A 17,167-nucleotide genomic window follows, 5' to 3' on the forward strand; every position below is an offset into this window, starting at 1 on the left:
CGGATGTCCCTCCTGGAATGCGACGTGCGTCCTCAGCCGCGGGTTGCGGCTGTCTGCGCCTGGAACTCGCGGAGCGAGCTCAGGTCCTGTCCGAATCGATTGATCGTGTGCACCTGCGTGGAGCCGCTGCCCGGCGGCAGGATGTACTTCACGAACGTCGCGAGTGTCGCGCTGGGCCCGAGATCGACGAAGGTCGCGTCACCGTCAGCGGTGATCCTGTCGATGGTCTGTGAGAAGTCCACCGGACGTCTCATCGCTGCCCAGACGCCGTCGGCCGTCAGCTCCACGACCCGGTCCGTCGACGCACACGAGACCATCGGGATCTTCGGCGGGGCGAAGCTCGCGGTGCCGAGGAGCGCGCGCACCTGATCCTCGACGGGGCTGATGAGGGGGGTGTGCACCCCGAAGTTGACCGGGAGGCGCTGGCAGACGACGGACTCCCGCCCCAGGGCTGCTTCGAGTTGCGCCACCGCCTCGACCCGGCCGCTGACCACGAAGTTGCCGTCGAAATTGCGCCCCGTGACCCAGCAGTCGGCGAACAGCCCGGCGTGGCTGGCGAGGATGTCCTCCGAACACAGGACCGCCAGCATGCCGGCCGGCGGGGTCCGCTCGGCCAGCATCCGGGCGAAGTCCACGGCGAAGGAGAGCGCGTCCTCCAGCGGGAGCGCCTCCGCGACCACAGCCGCGGTGATCTCGCCCAGGCTGTAGCCCACCAGGAGGTCGGGCTGGTACCCCATTTCCTGTACGACCCGGGTGAGGCTGTACTCGACGCACAGCAGTGCCGCGTTGGAGTCCGCCAGCGAATCGAACGGATCGCTCTTGCTGCGGTCCGGGTCGAAGAGCGTGTCCACCACCGACGTGCCGAGCACCGGGAAGGCGATGTCGTCGCAGAGATCCAGCCACAGCCGGTAGCGCGGGTGCCGCTCGTAGAGCTCGCGGGACATGTGGAAGTACTGAGAGCCCTGCCCCGAGTACATGAACACGGTCGGTCGCGTCGTCTCCACTGCCTTCGCGGGATCCGCTTCGTGGCTCCGCCCCGCGCTCGCCGTCACCATTGTTCGAGGCAGATCGCCGAGCTGATGCCGCCGAAGCCCATGCTCAGGCTGACAGCCGTGCGGATCGCGTGGTCCTCCGCCTTGTCCCGCACCCAGGGGAAGGCGGCGTCCAGCGGATCGTCCAGATTGCGGGTCGGATGCAGCTTCTGCTCCCGCATCTGGAGGAGTGTGGCCACCACCTCCACGGCACCGGCCGCGGCGAGCCCGTGCCCGGTGATCGACTTGGTCGCGTTGATACGGGCGTGGGTGAGCCCGCAGCGCGCCAGCGCCTGCAGTTCGACCGCGTCCCCGGTGGGCGATCCGGTGCCGTGCGGGTTCACGTAGTCGACGGCGGACGCAGGCATGCCGGCTTCCCGCAGTGCGCCCTCGACGACAGCCACCTCTCCCTCCAGTGACGGGTGCGGATTACGGGTGCCGTCCATCGCCGTGGCTCCGCCGCGGAACTGTGCGTACGGCGTCGGATGCCGGCGCCCGTCCAGCCGCTCCACCACGATCGCGGCGCATGCCTCGCCGAAGACGAAGCCGTCGTGGTTCCGGTCGAAGGGGCGACAGGCCGCGGCCGGATCATCGGCCCAGCGGTGGGATCCCATGGCGCCCATGGCCCGGAACGCCAGACATTCCCAGTACGACAGGTCCATGAGCGCGCCCAGGGCGATGCAGACGTCGACCTGGCCGGACTGCACCGCCCGCACGGCTTGGAGCACCGCGAGCAGACCGCTGGCCGAAGCGCCGCCGAGGGTGTGGGCGAAGCCCCGGATCGGGAACTGCTCGGTGCAGAACCCGCACAGGTCCGAATCCATGAAGCCCATGCCGTACGTCGGGCGCAGGAACTCGGGCCGGTCCGCGTGGCGGGCGTGCAGCAGGGTCAACTCGCGCTGCTGCACGTTGGATCCGCCGACCACCAGGCCGATGCGGGACGGATCGGCAGCGTCCAGCCCGGCCTCGTGCCACGCCTCGTGCAGGGTGGTCAGTGCTGCCTTGGCGGAGAGCGACGCGGTACGCAGGGTGCGCGTCGTCATGCTCCCGGGCAGGACCGGCTCCCCCATCTCGGCGCCCAGGAAGGCCGCGGTGTCGTCGGCTGAACCGGCCGGCACCTGTCGCCCCGGGCGCTGCATGACGCCGAAGGCATGGCGGCCGTCGAGAAGCGCTGCGATGAAGTCGTCCTTGCCCTGCCCCACCGCGGTGGTGACGCCGAGGCCCGTGACGACGACATCGCGGTTGTCAGACCGCGGACTTGTCATGGATGAGATCCGCCAGTTCGCCTATGTTCTTGGCATCCGCCAGCTCGACCAGGGGGATGCGTACCGACAGCGCTTCCAGGGTCATGATGATGATCTCGGCCCGGTCGATGGAATTGGCCCCCAGGTCGCGCAGTGAGTCGGAGGGCTGGAAACGGTGGTCCTCGAGTTCGGGGACCACCTCGCGGACGTGCTCCACGATCAAGTCGAAGACGCGGGATTCCGGCATGTGGTCAGCCTCCTGTGTAGTGGGACGTGATGAGGGCCCGGACCTCGGGCTGGTGGAAGGTCTTCGCATGCATGGCCACCTCGCGCTCGATGTAGTGCGGGAGTTCGGCGCGGAGTTCGGACACGAGATGGCTCTTGAGGGTGACCAGGGAGATCCTGGGTTTCTCGGCGAGGCTCTCGGCCAGTTCGAGGGCGTGGGGCAGAACCTCGGCGCGTGGCAGGACCGGGAAGGGGACGCCCCGCTGCTTCAGTTCGTGCCCGTAGTAGGTCTTCGCCGAGAGCAGCATCTCTCCTGCCAGGCTGGAGCCCAGCTTCCTGGGCAGGACCAGGGTCGCCCCCATGCCGGGGGTGAACCCGTACTTCATGAAGTTCGTGGTGTAGATGCTCTCCTGGCTGAGGATCACGAAGTCGGCGAACATCCCCATGGCGAAGCCCCCGCCGATGCCGTGGCCCTGCATCGCGGCGATGACGGGGACGGGGCAGTCCAGGGCCAGGCCGTAGATGTCGGCATCGGTGAAACTGATGCGCCGCTCCTGGATCAGCAGCAGGCTCTCCTTGGTACCGCCACTGGCGAAGTAGTTGCCGTAGCCGGTCAGCACGACGGCTTTGCACCGGTCGTTCGCCCCCACCTGCGCGAAAGCGTCCTGGAGGCCGGTGATGAGCTGATCGGAGAAGGTGTTCTTGTGGACCGTGTCCTGCATCGTGATCTGGACGACGGAGGGGGTGATCTCCCGGTATTCCACGGGTGGATTCTGCATGTCTACTCTCCCTCCCAGGGGAACTGCCCGGTGGTCACATAGCGCTCGATCTTGCGCAGGTTCTCCTTGTCCGAGAACACCTCCTGGTTGGCCGCGACGGCCTTGTCCCGGGAGGGGATCAGGACGTCGTCGAGCTCGCGCAGGTAATTCTTGTAGCGGGCCACTCCTGTCTTGGGGAGATAGCGCAGCCGCAGGAGATGCCGGCGCAGCAGGTTGTCGCTGTTGTCCGCGCTGGCGTCGACGAGGTGCCAGGCCACGGCCTGTCCGGCGGTGAACGGCTGGGTCATCAGCGTGATGAAGTTCGCCTTGGTCAGGCCGACCTTCCGGATCAGGAAGGGCAGGACACAGGCCGGCATCAGGCCGAAGAGCAGCTCGGACAGGCTGAACGTCACGGTGTCCGCGCACAGCACGATGTCGCACGCGGCCACGAACCCCACGCCTCCGGCGTTGACCTTGCCGCGCACGTGGGCCACGGAGACGAAGGATCCGAAGGCCAGCCCGAGCCACAGGTCGTACAGGTCAGCCGCCGGTGATCGCCCGTCCCCGCCGATGCCGCCCCCGTCCCCTTGCCTGTGGCCGTCCTCTGCTGCGATCTCTCCGAAGTCGGCACCCCAGCAGAACACCTCGGGCAGGCCTTCCAGGACGAGGATCTTGGCGTGTTCCTCGGCGAAGCGCACCACCTCGGTGCACTCCTGGACCAGGCGGGTGCTGATGGTGTTGCCCGCTTCCGGCCGGTGCAGCTGCAGGTAGCAGATCTCGTTCTCGAAGCGGACGTTGACGGTGTCGTACCGCGCCGGGTTCAGGAAACCCACTGGTACTCCCGGTGGAACTCGTCGATCTTCTTCAGGAAGAGCAGTTCCCTGCCGAGCGCGGTGCGGGCGTGCGGGATGACGTCGGTGTTCAGGACGGTGTTGCGGGTACCGAACTTCACCGCGTGGTTGGCCCGCAGCAGCGCGTCGTACTCCGGCATCGTCAACTCGTAGCGGGAATCGAGGTGCTTCTCCATTCCGAGGCCGCGGGTGCGGTCCTGGCTCTCCTGGCGGGACACACCGCTGAAGAACTCGGAGCAGCATCCTGAGCCGTACGAGAAGACACCGATGCGCTGAGGGCTGGAGAAGTCCGCGTTGTCGATGGTGCTGGCCAGCGACAGCATCGTGGTCGCACCCATGACGTTGCCGACGCGCTGGCAGTAGGTCAGGCCGGGGTGCATGCGCCGCTGGAAGTCCTCCTCGATGGCCGCCGGACGCGCCTTGGCTATCTTGCGCATCAGGTTGCGGTGCGCCCCCTTGATCATTCCGCCGAAGGGCGTGTGGAAGGCGAGGTAGCCGAAGGTCGACACGAGGTCCACGTCCCCCACGCGCCGCTGGTACTCGCGGAAGGAGTTCTCGCAGCAGTCAAGATAGGACAGCAGGGACAGGTCCGCGTTACCCGCTTCACTGTCGGGCAGGGGGCGGCAGGTGTCCATCACCTCGTAGCCGTAGTAGCCGCTCGCGCCGACATCGATCTGGAAGACGTGCGGGGTGTCACTGATGATCATCGCCACGGCGCCGGCGCCGCCGCTCGGCTCGGCGAACGACCAGTCCTCGGAGAGCGCGTCGCCGCCGTCCGCGACCATGAAGCGCGTGATGTCGGTGGCGATCACCAGGGCTTTCGCCCCCGGCGAGGTCCCCGACAGGATGAAGTTGGCCGCCGTCTGCAGCGCCGCGACGCCCGAGTAGCACGCGTTCTTGATCTCGAAGAGGCGGCAGTTGCGGTTCAGCCCGAGCAGGTCGTGGAAGTACGTGCTCATCGACTTGCCGAAGTCGAACGCGGACTCGGTCGCGGTGATGACCAGCTCGATGGAATCCCGTTCCTCGGGCGACAGGGCGTCGATGAGGGGCTTGGCCGCGTTGACACCGAACGTCACCGGATCCTCGTAGGGCAGCGCGACGGTCTTCTCCTTCATGAGGAGGTTGGCGAACCTCGCGGTGTCGAGTCCGCGATGGTTCGCCAGCTTCTCCACGTCGAGATAGCAGGTGCCGGCGAAGATGTTGAGTGCTTCGATTCCCACGGTCGTCATCAGGTCTCCTAGGGGGCTTCTGGTCGGTTCGGTCCGGTTCACTGCGCGGCTGGGACCGGCTCCAGCTCTTGGAGGTCGAAATATCCCCGGTAGCCGTGCATGTAGACGGCGGCCCGGTGGCCGAAGAGGACACTTGCCGCAGTGGCGGTCTCCAGGTAGCCGTAATTGCCGGTGGTCGACCGGAAGCGCGAGCCGATCGCATACCGCTCATTCCACTTCCGGACCAGTTCCAGAGGATTCTCGCTCGACGTGCGCGCGGCAGTCGGCGGAGTCCTCTTCTCGGTCGCGAGTTCGCGGCGGATCTTGCTCAGCAATTTCGTGAGCACATTACCGTGACCGATTTCTTCGAATTCCATACCAGAATGCTCGAGCAGGTGCTCCACGGTGTCGGACCACCGCACGGCATTGACCATCTGCTGCGCCAGGGACTCCTTGGCGAGATGGTCCTCGTACACCCTCGCGGTGACATTGGAGACCACCGGTATGCGCGGTTCAGAGAATTTTATTCCGTCCAGGAACGCGGCGAACTCGGCGCGGGCCGGCTCCATGTACCGGGAGTGGAAAGCCCCGCTCGTCCTGAGCGGTACGTACAGGTGGTTTCCGGTCTGGAACAGCGGCCTCGCGGCCACGATGTCCTCGGCTCGGCCGGACAGCACGATCTGCGACGGCGTGTTGAAATTGGCCAGGTCGACGGATCCGAGCCCGTTCTCCGCGAGGATGGTCCGGATCTCGGCCTCCGAGGCGTTCAGCACGGCGGCCATCCCGCCGCCCGACGCGCGGCCCATCAGCTCCCCGCGCTTGCGCACCAGCAGCAGGCCCGTCTCGAAGTCGAAGACCTCGGCCGCCAGCAGCGCGTTGTACTCGCCCAGGCTGTGACCTGCGGCGAAGTCCGGGACCCGTCCGGTCTCACGCAGCTTCTGGTAATAGGAGAGGGCGTTGACGACGTACATCGCGGGCTGGGTGTACTGCGTCTGGTCGAGCAGTTTGTCCGGATCCTCCAGGCAGAGCTCCTTGATGGAGTAGCCCAGGACCGAGTCGGCCGAGCGGGTGAGCTCCTTGAATTCGTCGAACAGGGAGGAACCCATTCCCTTCCGCTGCGCCCCCTGCCCGGGGAAGACGTAGGTCAGCATGGGAAATCCTTTCTCGTCGTCTTACACAGATCTTCGCGACGAACACGACCGTGTCGCCTACACCCTGCCAGAGAACCTACGCCGAAGTCCCTCCGCATTCCAAGAGAATCGAGGAAGCCTCGCGCATCAGCTCCATCGCCATCCGGTCCGGATGCCGATTTCTCCAGCTTTCCAGCGGAGTTCCTCGCGCCCATTGGTTGAAGGCCCCCAGCGCAGGCCCCGTGTGAATCTGCACATTTGCCCGGTCCAGGTCGGTCTCCAGGAACGAGAGGCGGCTCGTGTAGCCGTAGTACCAGCGGAATATAAGCGCCATGTGGCGTTTCGGACTGCGCTCGGCCCGCTCGATCTCCGACTCGCGGCCCGTCTTCCGCAGGTGCTCACAGGTTTCGCGCCAGACCTCGTCGACACTCCTCTTGAAGTAGGTGTCCTGGATCTGCCGGCGCGTGCCCTGCGGGATCTCCTCCCACGAGTCGTAGGTCTTGTACAGCGCGTGCAGCCGGTTCGCGCGGGCGGGGAACAGCACGCCCTTCTTCAGCACCTGGACCAGGGCACCGATCTCGAACATGTCGCCTGCGGGGCAGTAGTCGGTGTCCTGGACGTCGATGGTCTGAAGCCGGTCCTTCACCGCGTCGCTGATGCCCGCCTCGACCGTGCACTGGTTGATGGAACCGGTCATGACGAAGTCGGCACCCATGGCGAAGGCGCCGGCGACCGCGTGCGGCGTCCCGATGCCCCCGGCGAGCCCCATACGGATCTCGTCGGTGTACTCGAACTCCCGGGTCATGCGCTTCCGCAGGCTCTGCAGGGAGGGCAGCAGCACGGTGGAGACCCCGCGGTCGGTGTGGCCCCCGGAATCCGCTTCTACGGTGAGGTCCTGTGCCACCGGGACCCCCCGGGCCAGCTCGGCCTGCTCGCGCGTGACCCGTCCCTCCGCCACCAGTCGCGCGACCATCTCCTGCGGCGCGGGCTGCATGAAGGCGCGGGCCACCTCGGGCCGCGAGACCTTGGCGACGATCCGCGTGTCACGGGCGGTCCCGCCGTCCGGCCGGGACCGCAGCCCCGACAGATGGAACAGGACCAGGGCCGGGGTGACCTTGATGAAGGCCGAGGCCTCGACGACGCGCACTCCGTGGGCGAGGAGCATCTCGACGATGGCCGTCTCCCGTTCCGGGTGCTGGAGGTCGCACAGCAGGTTGACGCCGAAGGGCCGACGGGGCTCCAGGCGGCGGCGGATGTGGGCGATGTCGTCCGTCACCCGGGCGGGGTTCAGGCCGGCGGCGCCCAGAAATCCAAGGCAGCCTGCCCGCCCCATGGCGACCACCAGCTCCTTCGAGGCGATACCGCGGTACATCGAGCCCGACAGATAGGCGTAGTCGACGCCGAAGTCGCGGCGGAAGGACGCACTGCCCAACCGCCCCGCGTCGGTCTCCCCGTGTTCCGCCACCGCGCTCACTTGGCGGCCTGCGCCTTCTGGTGGCGGGTGGCCCACGCCTTCGCCACCGGCAGCCGCCTGTCGCGCCGGGCGGTATAGAACAGCTTGCAGAAGGAACGCACCGTGGTGAGGGCCGCCGGGTCGCCGAGCATCACGAAGTGGTTCGCGGCTTCCACGTCGACCTGGTGGAAGTGGGGCAGGTGCCGCTGCCACTGTTCCCAGTAGACGGTGTGGTCCAGCGCCGCGCCGTCCTCCTGTGTGGAGAACAGCGGCTCCATCTCCCCGTAGAACAGGCCGCTCCGGTTGCGGAAGTAGAAGCAGGTGACCGACTCCGGCCGGGGAAGCGGGACGATGTCGTAGTCCAGCAGGCCGTAGCCCTCCTGGACACGCAGGTTGCGCAGCACCCGGTCGCGCAGCAGTTCCGGATCCCCCTTGAGACCGCGCTGCTCGGCCAGCGTGAGCATCTGGTCGAGCAGACCGTCCTCGTCCTGGTCCCAGTCGACCGCACGGCCGGGTATCAAGGTGGTGGCGAAGTCCTCCGGAGCCGGCTTGGACGCCGCGAAGAGCAGGGCGTTGACCTGCTGCAGCAGCATGTCCGTGCGGGACATGGTCACATCTCCCACGCTGTCGTCGTAGGTGTCCACCATGACGATGCTCTCGACCGTCTCCCCCTGCTCCTGGAGCAGCCGCGTGACCTCGTAGGCCAGTAGGCCGCCGAACGAGTAGCCGCCGAGGTCGTAGGGCCCTTCGGGCTGGACCCTGCGGATGATCTGCGCGTAGTGCGCCGCCAGCGCCGGGATCCCGTGCAGCGGATCGCTGTGCGTCATCCAGCCGCGGGCCTGGACCCCGTAGAAGGGCCGCTCGATGCTGTCGGTGATCGCCGTGTACACCTCCACGCCGCCCAGTCCGCCGTGGAACCAGAAGACCGGGCGCCCCATGTGGACGGCGTTGAGGTGCACGATCTCCGGGATGTGCACCGCGCCGGCCGACGTGGGGCCGGTGGCGCCCGGCAGGGCGGCCCGGGACCCGAAGCGGCGCAGCAGGTCCCGTGTCGACCGGCACTCGGTGAGCGCGCCGAGGTCGGCCGTGGGGTCGACCTCGGCCTGCAGCACCTGGAGCAGCTGAGTGGCGTGGATCGAGCTGAAGCCCAGATCCTCCAGCGGTGTCGTGAGGTCGAGGTCGTCCGTCCGCATGCCCAGCAACTCGGCGACGACGGCCGTGATCCGGGCCGCGGCTGCGGGGGCCGGAGCCTCAGCCACAGCCGGCACGGCGGTGGCCGCCGCCGGAGCGGTGCGGGCGGTCGTGGTCTCCGGTGCCGGGGGCCGGGGTGTCCCTTCCGGGGGCAGGGGCACCCAGTGCCGCTGCCTGTCGAAGGGGTAGGGCGGCAGCGTCCGCAGCATCCGCCGGGGGTGGCCGCCGCGCGGCACCGACCCCCAGGGCACCCTTCCGCCCCGCGCCCACAGCAGGGCCAGCTTCTCGAGGTGGTTCTCGGCCAGCAGCTCGCGGACCAGCGTGTCACCGGCCGGACCGCTGAGCAGCAGGTCGAGGTCCGAGTCGTCGCGTCCGGCCGTGCCGGTGAACAGCGGTACGGGGGCGGTCTCCGCTGAGCCGTCGAGGTAGTGGGCGAGGGCCGCTTCGAGCTCCTTGAGGTCGCCCGCCACGAGTGCCAGCCGGCGGTCCATGGCCTCACGCCCGCACTGCAGGGTGTGGGCGAGGTCCGCCAGGGACAGGTCCGTGTGGGCGGGCAGGAACTCCAGCAGCCGGCCGGCGACCGCCCGCAACCGGTCCTCGGTGGGGGCGGACAAAACCACGACCTGGGGGCCGGCGTCCGGGGACGACAGGGCGGCGGCGTCCCCGGCCACGGGTTCGGCCACGTACTCCTCCACGACGAGATGGGCGTTCGAACCGCCTGCTCCGAAGGAGTGGATGGTCGCGCGCAGCGGGTACTCCCGCTCCTGGCCGTCGAGGTTCACCACGGGGCGGAGCCAAGGCTCCGCCTCCTGCGGCAGATAGAACGCGGTGCCTTCCAGCTCCACACCCGGATTGAGCCGGCCCGCCCCGACGAACGGGACCAGTCGGCGGTGGCCGAGTTGCAGGACGACCTTGCTCAGCTGGGCGATGCCCGAGGCCGCTTCGAGGTTGCCCAGGGTGGACTTGACCGTTCCGACCGCGCAGAACCGCTCGTCCCGGGTGTGCTCGGCGAAGGCGTCCCGCAGTGCCGCGAACTCGATGGCGTCGCCGATCTGCGAGCCGTTGGCCGACGCCTCGACGTAGCTGACGGTGCGCGGGTGGATGCCCGCCCGCTCCAGGTTCTGCTGGATCAACTGCTCCTGGCGGCCCGGGCTGGGCACCATGGGGCCGCTGGTGCGGCCCTTGTGGTTGGTCGCGCTCGACCGGATGACGGCGAGGATCTCGTCCCCGTCGCGGACGGCGCGGGACAACGGCTTCAGCAGTACGGCGCCGACGCCCTCCGCGGGGATGAAGCCGTCCCCGTCCAGCAGTGCGCGGCTGTCGGGTTGGCTGCCCGTGAGGCCGGTCAGGCTCAGCCCCAGGTACTTCTTGGGGTGCAGGGAGAGATTGACGCCACCGGCGATCATCATCTCGCTGCCGCCCCGGCGCAGTTCCTCGCACGCCATGTGGATCGCGACCAGCGACGAGGAGCAGGTGGTGTCGATCGCGAGGCTCGGCCCCTGCAGGTCGAAGAAGTGCGAGACCCGGTTGGCGATGGCGCTGTGGCTCATCACCGAGGTGACGGACTCGTGGACGCTGTCGGACGCCAGCAGCTGGTAGTGCTGGTACATCGCGCCGACGTAGACGCCGACCTGGCTGCCGTGCCCGTCGCGCAGCCGGGCGCGGGGGTAGCCGGAGCTCTCCAGCAAGGTCCAGACGCACTCCAGGAACAGCCGCGTCTGCGGATCCATGATCGCGGCTTCGCGCGGTGAGACGTTGAAGAAGCGGGCGTCGAAGTCGGCCACCCCTTCGAGGAACCCTCCCCAGTTGGTGGGGGTCCTGCCCACCGTGTTCCGGTCGGCGTCGTAGTAGAGGCCGTGCTCCCAGCGGTCCTGGGGCACCTCCGTCACGCCGTCCCGTCCTGCGACCAGGTTCTCCCAGAACCCGTCCAGGTCCGGGGCGCCGGGGTAGCGGCCGGCGAGTCCGATCACGGCGATCGCGTCCTCGCGCTGCGCGGGGGGCTGGTGCGCGGCCGGATTCGGCACCGCGAGCGGCGCCGCGGACGGGGTGACGGTGACCGGGCCGGCCTCCTCGGGTGCGGGCGGCCCGGCGGGCTCGCCGTGGATGCCGACCACCTCCCGGACCGTGTCCGCGTGGGCGCGCAGGAAGTAGCCGCTCAGCTCCTCCAGGTTCTGGTGCTCGAAGAAGAGCGTCTTCGACAACGAGCCGAAATCGGCCTCCAGCCGGTTGGTCACCGACAGGGCCAGCACCGAGTCGATACCGAAGCGCTCGAAGGGCGCCGCCGCGTCGATCCGGTGACCGGGCACCTGGATCACCTCGCTCAGTGCCCTCCGCAGGTGGGCGACCAGGGCGTCACGCACCCTTTCGGTGCCGGGGCCCGCCACTGGGGAGGTTCGGGCGGCGGCCGGGCGGCCGGGGTCGTCGGCCGAGCGCGGCAGTGCGGGCCGGGACGCCTGCGGCGCCGCCGGCCGGCCCAGCACGGTGCGCCTGATCCGGTCGGCGTCGCCCGCGACGACCAGGACCTGGCTGTGCGGTGCCTCCAGAGCGGCGTACAGCGCGCCCATGCCCGCGGTGGTCGGCAGGGGCACCATCCCCAGCCGGTCCTTCATCATCGCCGCGGTGGCGGGGTCCACCCGCATTCCGCCCTCGGCCCACAGCGGCCAGTCGACGGACACCGAGGCTCCCGCGCGCTCACCGCGGTCGACCAGCTGACGCCGGTGGTACGTGTAGGCGTCCAGGAAGGCGTTGGCAGCCGCGTAGTCGCTCTGCCCGGCGTTGCCGAACACCCCGGCCGCGCCGGAGAACGACAGCAGGAAGTCCAGCGGCACGTCCTTGCTGGCCTCGTCCAGGTTGACCAGACCGGCGACCTTCGGCGCGAGCACCGCGCGGCACTCCTCGGCGGTCTTGCCGCGGACGAAGCCGTCGCGCAGCACTCCGGCCGCGTGGAGGATGCCGTGCAAGGTGCCGTGCTCCCGCACGATGCCGTCCACCAGGGACCGCACGGCCGCGGCGTCGGCGACGTCGACCCGCGCGTAGCGGGCGTCGGCTCCCAGGCCGCGCAGGGCGTCGAGGACCGCCTCCTGCCCGGGTCCCAGGGGGGAGCGGCCCGCCAGGACGATCGTGACGTCGCGCACCCCGGTGGCCATGTCGCGTGCGACGAGCGTGCCGATGCCGCCCAGCCCGCCCGTGACGAGGTAGGTCCCGCCGCTGCGCCAGGGCACCCGGGCCCCTGCGGGCGCCTCGGCCTCGCGCCAGGCGAGGGCCTCGACGCGGCCGGCCCGGAACCGCAGGCAGGACTCGTCGGGATACCGGCGGGCGTCGACGACCCGGGACATCATCTGCTCGGCGGTCCCGGCCGCGTCGACGAGCACGACCTGCGGCAGCATGCCGGGCTCCTCGGCCTGCGCCGACTTCAGCAGCCCGACCAGGCCACGCGTGGTGGCGAGTGCCTTCTCGTCGGGCACGACGAGCTGGACGCGGACCCCCTGCGGTGGTCCTGCGGCGAACAAGTGGCGCAGGTGGTCGAGGGTTTGGACGGTGTAATCGGTGTACCGCTCCGCGATCCCGGGTGCGGCGGACGTCAGCGGCAGCAGCCGTGTCCGGGGATCGTGCCGGCGGAGGAGCTCGCCGAGGGCCGGCAGGTCGGGCAGCAGCACGACCGTCTCCTGCGGCTCGGTGTCCGGGCCGCCGGGGACGGCTTCGCGCCACACCTGCAGGAAGCTGACGCAGGACGCCGCGTCCGGTCCGGTCCCCCCCACCTCGCCCCCCAGGACGCGGTAGGACATGCCGCGGATCCGGACGCACACCCGTCCCTGGTCGTCGCACAGGTCGATGTCGAGCTTCACGACCGCACCGTCCGCCGGTGAGCCCGCGCTGGACCGGATCCAGGCCCACAGCGACTCCGGGCAGCTGCCCAGCACTTCCAGCTCGTCCAGGGCGAACGGCAGGGAGGGCTTCATGCCACTCACGTCGAGTGCCGCAGCCGTCCCGGTCGCGAGCCCGATGCCCAGGGACGCCTGCAAGGTGGCGTCGAGCAGGCTCGGGTGCAGGACGAACGTGTCGCGGGCGGCGCGCACCGACGGGGGCAGCACCAGGCGGGCCAGGACCTCCCCATGGCCGACGTGCAGGCGCTCCAGGCCGCGGTGGGAGGGGCCGTAGCTGAATCCGATGGCCGCGTAGGCCTCGTACAGCTGGGTCGCGGTCAGCTCCCCCTGGCGGCAGGCGGCCCGGAGGGCAGGCACGTCGAGCTGGGCCGGCTCCAGGGTCCTCCGCACCACCTGCCCCTGGCTGTGCACCACCGGGAAGGCGCCGGGCGCCGGGGACGGGGTGCTGCTGATCTCGTACTCGGCCTCGTCGGGGCCCCCCGGCACCAGGGACGTCACGAGGGTGACGGGGTCGGCGTCCACCGCAACGGGCCGGGCCCACACCACGTTGCGCAGCACGATTCCTTCGGCGCCGCCACCGGTCTCGGGCGTGCCCAGGGTCAGGGCGGCGGCGGCCCGGGCCATCTCCAGGCAGGCGACGCCCGGCAGCACCTTGCGTCCCTTGACCACGTGGTCGGTGAGGAAGTGCTCCTGGCCGGTGAACCGCGTGCGGTAGCGCCGGACGCCGAAGTCGGAGACGTCCTCGTGCACCAGCGGGTGCGGCGCGGCAGGGCCGGGGCGCACCGCGGCGGGCGCCGGCGGTTCGGACACCCAGTAGCGGTCGCGGGCGAACGGGTAGGTCGGCAGCGGTACGCGGGTGCGGCGGTCGTCGGCGAAGAGGGCGGCGTAGTCCAGGGCGTAGCCCTGCACGTAGAGGTCCGCGACGGTCGACAGCAGCTCGGGGCGGGCCGCCGGGTCGGTGGCGGCCTTCCGCAGGCAGTCGTTGCCCAGGTTCCGCAGGGCGGCACGCTCGTCGAGCCCTTGGGCGGGGACCTCGCCGGCGCACACGCGGGAGGTGGGCCCGTGGTCGAGCCAGGTGCGCAGGCTCCTGACCAGTTCCTCGCGGTCGCGGACGACGCAGGCCAGCCGGTGCGCGAGGTGCTTGCGGCCGAGCAGGAGGGTGAAGGCGATGTCGCCGGGGTCCAGTTCGGGCCGCTGCTCGCAGTGTGCGATCAGGCGCTCGGCCTGCTCGACGAGTTGCCCGGCGGTGACCGCGGACAGGGTGACGAGATGCGCGGTGGCTGCCGTGGAGGAGCGCACCGCGCCCGGGGCTTCCTCGAACACCAGGTGCGCGTTCGTCCCGCTGACCCCGAAGGAACTGACCGCCGCACGTCGGGTGCCGTCGCTCCCGGCGGGCCAGGGGCGGTTGACGGTGTTCACATAGAAAGGGCTGTCGGACATGTCGATGTGCGCGTTCGGCTGCTCGAAGTTGATCGTGGGCGGGATGCTGCGGTGCTCGAGCGAGAGCAGCACCTTGATGGCTCCGGCGACCCCGGCGGCGGTGACGGTGTGGCCGAGGTTGGACTTGATCGAGCCCAGGGCGCAGTAGTCCCGCTCGTCCGTGTACCGGCGGAAGGCCCGTCGCAGCGCCTGGTACTCGATCGGATCGCCGAGCTTGGTGCCCGTGCCGTGCGCCTCCATCATCTGGATGTCGGCGGGGCGGATACCGAAGGCGTCGTAGACCGAAGCCTCCAGGCGCTCCTGGGACGCGGCGCTCGGCGCGGTGATCCCGTTCGACGCGCCGTCCTGGTTGATTCCCGAGCCGCTGATGACGCCGCGGATGTGGTCGCCGTCGGCGAGCGCGTCGCTGAGCCGCTTGAGGAGGAGGACTCCGACGCCCTCGCCCGGCACGAAGCCGTCGGCCCGGTCGTCGAAGGTGTGGCAGCGACCGCTCGCGGAGAGCATGCCGGCGCGGCCGGCCAGCGCGTAGAACTGCGGCGTGCACTGCACGGAGACGCCGCCGGCCAGGGCCATCTCGGTCTCACCGCCCCACAGCCCCTGGCAGGCCAGGTGGATGGCGACGAGCGAGCTGGAGCAGGCCGTGTCGACCGCGATCGCGGGGCCCTGGAGGTCGAGGTGGTACGAGATGCGCGCCGGCATCGCCGACAGCGCGTTGCCCCACATGGACTGCGGGGGCGCTTCGGCACCGAACAACCGCGCGTACCCGCTCTCCTGGCAGCCGACGTACACGCCGACGCGACGGCCCTGGGTGTCGGAACCCGCGTGGCCGGCGTCCTCCAGCGCTTTCCACGACTCCTCGAGGAAGAGCCGCTGCTGCGGGTCCATATAGGTCGCCTCGACGCCGGAGATGTTGAAGAAGGCCGGGTCGAAGCGGTCGATCCCGTCGATGAAACTGCCGCGTTCGCAGTTCTGCGCATCGGCCGGGTAGAAGCGCGACAGGTCCCAGCGCGAGACCGGTTCGGTGAGGTCGTGACCCTGCGCGAGGTGGTCCCACAGCTGCCCGACGTCGGCCGAGCCGCCGAACCTGCCGCTCATGCCGACGACGGCGATGGGCTCGCGGGACCGGGCGCCGGCGGCGGTCCGCCCCGCGGCCGGCCGCGCGGTCGGGTGGGGCGCGGTCGGGTAGGGCGCGGGCGCGGGCGGTGTGCGCTCCTCGGGTACGCTCGCCGGTTCTGCCGGACGCGGGACGGCAAGCCCTTCCGGGTCGGCGTGGTCGACGATGTACCGGGTCAGCCGGCTGACGGAACCGTGGTCGAAGAGGTCGGTGGTGGACAGGTCGGTGCCGAGCGCACGGTTGATCTCCTGGATCAGCCGCACACCGATGATCGAGTCGACGCCGTAGTCCATGAAGGCGTCGTCCGCGGCTATCTGCGTCCGGTCGATCTTCAACGACAGTCGCAGCTGGTCGAAAACGGTGTCCCGGACGTGCCGTTCCGCCGCCTCGCCGGAGGTGGCGGGCGCAGGGTCCTGGTGCCGGGCGGGGCCGGCGCCGACCGCGCGCGCGGCCGGAGCCCCGGCCTGCCGGGCAACCTGCCGGACGAGACCGTCGCTTTCCGCGGCGATCACCTGGTAGCCCAGCCCGTGCAGCCGCCGGGCCGGGAAGGACACGGAGTCGAAACCCTCGTCCTCGAGCGCCTCTTCCCAGGATTCCGGGGCGAGCCCAGGACCGCCCGGCATGCGCAGCTCCTCGTCCTCGTAGCGCCACCAGCCATCGAGGAGCCCGAACGTCAGATGGGTGAAGAGCGAGTGGGTGGAGAGCTCGTTGGCGAGCAGGACACCGTGCTGCTTGAGCGCCGCCTTGGCGTTGCGCAGCGTCCGGCGGATGTCCTTCGTGGCGTGCAGGACGTTGGTGGCCAGGACGAGGTCGTAGGAGCCGGGCACGATGCCCTGCGCGGCCAGCGGTTCCTCGACGTCGAACAACCGGTAGTCCAGGTAGGGGTAGCGCGGCCCGTACTCCTCCTGCGCGTACATCAGGAAGGACCGCGACAGGTCCGTGTAGGCGTAGGTCTCGACGTGCGCCGCGAAGGGCTCCAGCCGCTCGAGGACGGCGACGCTCCCGCCGCCGGTGCCCGCGCCGATCTCCAGGACGCGGAGGCGGGCGGCGGGGTCGGCGCGCACGATCTCCCGCACCACGGCGACCGCGGTGTCCGCCAGGATCCCGTTGAAGCAGTCGGAGACCGGGTTGTCCCGGTAGATGCCCTCGACCAGCTCCATCGACGAGCCGGGGAACATCACGTCGGTGGCGAGCACCTCACCGCGCAGGATCGCAGGCAGCGCCCTCACGGTGGCATCGAGCAGCGTGAACTGTGCTCGCAGCGACGCGTCGCCCCGCGAGCGGGCGCCTGTGTCGTCCCATTGCGCCCACGTGGCCGGGCCCGACTGGGCGGGGGAGCCGGCCAGGAGCCCGTGCGCGCGCAGCCGGCGCACGGACTCCTCCAGCCAGCGCCGCAGTCCGCCGCCGGGCAGCGGGGTGTCCGGGGTGCCGGACACCCCGGACAGCTGTCCGGCACTCTGCAACTGCACCAGCAGCAGGCGGTGCAGCAGGTCCTCGTCCACACCCGCGGCGGGGCCGGCTGCCGGACCCGCCGCCGGGCCCGTCGGCTCGGCCGGCTCCTGACACAGGTGGCGCAGGGGAACTCGCGTGCCCGCGGGCATCATCGTGATGGCTTCGCGCTGAATGTCGTTGAGCATG

Annotated in this window: 9 protein-coding genes; all 9 read right to left on the bottom strand. The window is 70.0% G+C overall.

The genetic code is table 11. The annotated features are described in order from the left end of the window. Positions 1 to 32: 32 nt before the first annotated feature. Positions 33 to 1,004 carry an acyltransferase domain-containing protein gene (locus tag ACFY8O_RS30430; RefSeq protein ID WP_387908038.1) on the bottom strand — a complete coding sequence of 324 codons (972 nt, stop codon included), beginning with the start codon at positions 1,002 to 1,004 and terminating at the stop codon, positions 33 to 35. Between the two features lie 44 nt (positions 1,005 to 1,048). After that, positions 1,049 to 2,296: a beta-ketoacyl synthase N-terminal-like domain-containing protein gene (locus ACFY8O_RS30435; RefSeq protein ID WP_387908040.1), complete on the bottom strand. Its 1,248-nt coding sequence runs from the start codon at positions 2,294 to 2,296 to the stop codon at positions 1,049 to 1,051. Continuing rightward, positions 2,277 to 2,522 (bottom strand): acyl carrier protein, encoded by a 246-nt coding sequence (locus tag ACFY8O_RS30440; protein ID WP_387908042.1) that lies wholly within the window; start codon positions 2,520 to 2,522, stop codon positions 2,277 to 2,279. The genes ACFY8O_RS30435 and ACFY8O_RS30440 overlap by 20 nt, the downstream gene beginning before the upstream one ends. Before the next feature lie 4 nt (positions 2,523 to 2,526). Further along, entirely contained in the window at positions 2,527 to 3,279 is a 753-nt protein-coding gene (locus tag ACFY8O_RS30445) for a polyketide synthase (RefSeq protein ID WP_387908044.1), read from the bottom strand. 2 nt (positions 3,280 to 3,281) lie between these two features. Continuing rightward, a complete protein-coding gene (locus ACFY8O_RS30450; protein WP_387908047.1) occupies positions 3,282 to 4,091 on the bottom strand; it encodes an enoyl-CoA hydratase/isomerase in 810 nt (269 codons plus the stop codon). Continuing rightward, complete coding sequence (locus ACFY8O_RS30455; RefSeq protein WP_387908050.1) at positions 4,079 to 5,338, bottom strand: hydroxymethylglutaryl-CoA synthase family protein; 1,260 nt, start codon at positions 5,336 to 5,338, stop codon at positions 4,079 to 4,081. Before ACFY8O_RS30455 ends, ACFY8O_RS30450 begins: the two co-directional genes overlap by 13 nt. Before the next feature lie 38 nt (positions 5,339 to 5,376). After that, positions 5,377 to 6,468, bottom strand: a complete 1,092-nt coding sequence (gene fabD, locus ACFY8O_RS30460; protein ID WP_387908052.1) for an ACP S-malonyltransferase — start codon at positions 6,466 to 6,468, stop codon at positions 5,377 to 5,379. A 76-nt stretch (positions 6,469 to 6,544) separates the two neighbouring features. After that, positions 6,545 to 7,921: a PfaD family polyunsaturated fatty acid/polyketide biosynthesis protein gene (locus tag ACFY8O_RS30465; RefSeq protein ID WP_387908055.1), complete on the bottom strand. Its 1,377-nt coding sequence runs from the start codon at positions 7,919 to 7,921 to the stop codon at positions 6,545 to 6,547. Next, a complete protein-coding gene (locus tag ACFY8O_RS30470; protein WP_387908058.1) occupies positions 7,918 to 17,166 on the bottom strand; it encodes an SDR family NAD(P)-dependent oxidoreductase in 9,249 nt (3,082 codons plus the stop codon). The genes ACFY8O_RS30465 and ACFY8O_RS30470 overlap by 4 nt, the downstream gene beginning before the upstream one ends. Position 17,167 lies beyond the last annotated feature (1 nt).

This window comes from Streptomyces argenteolus (genome assembly GCF_042902585.1).
Lineage (GTDB): Bacteria > Actinomycetota > Actinomycetes > Streptomycetales > Streptomycetaceae > Streptomyces > Streptomyces argenteolus.

Excerpts from the sequence above, each read along its gene's own strand:
- ACFY8O_RS30435 (WP_387908040.1), bottom strand. The coding sequence starts at position 2,296 with ATGACAAGTCCGCGGTCTGACAACCGCGATGTCGTCGTCACGGGCCTC.
- ACFY8O_RS30440 (WP_387908042.1), bottom strand. The coding sequence starts at position 2,522 with ATGCCGGAATCCCGCGTCTTCGACTTGATCGTGGAGCACGTCCGCGAG.
- ACFY8O_RS30445 (WP_387908044.1), bottom strand. The coding sequence starts at position 3,279 with ATGCAGAATCCACCCGTGGAATACCGGGAGATCACCCCCTCCGTCGTC.
- ACFY8O_RS30455 (WP_387908050.1), bottom strand. The coding sequence starts at position 5,338 with ATGACGACCGTGGGAATCGAAGCACTCAACATCTTCGCCGGCACCTGC.
- fabD (WP_387908052.1), bottom strand. The coding sequence starts at position 6,468 with ATGCTGACCTACGTCTTCCCCGGGCAGGGGGCGCAGCGGAAGGGAATG.
- ACFY8O_RS30470 (WP_387908058.1), bottom strand. The coding sequence starts at position 17,166 with ATGCTCAACGACATTCAGCGCGAAGCCATCACGATGATGCCCGCGGGC.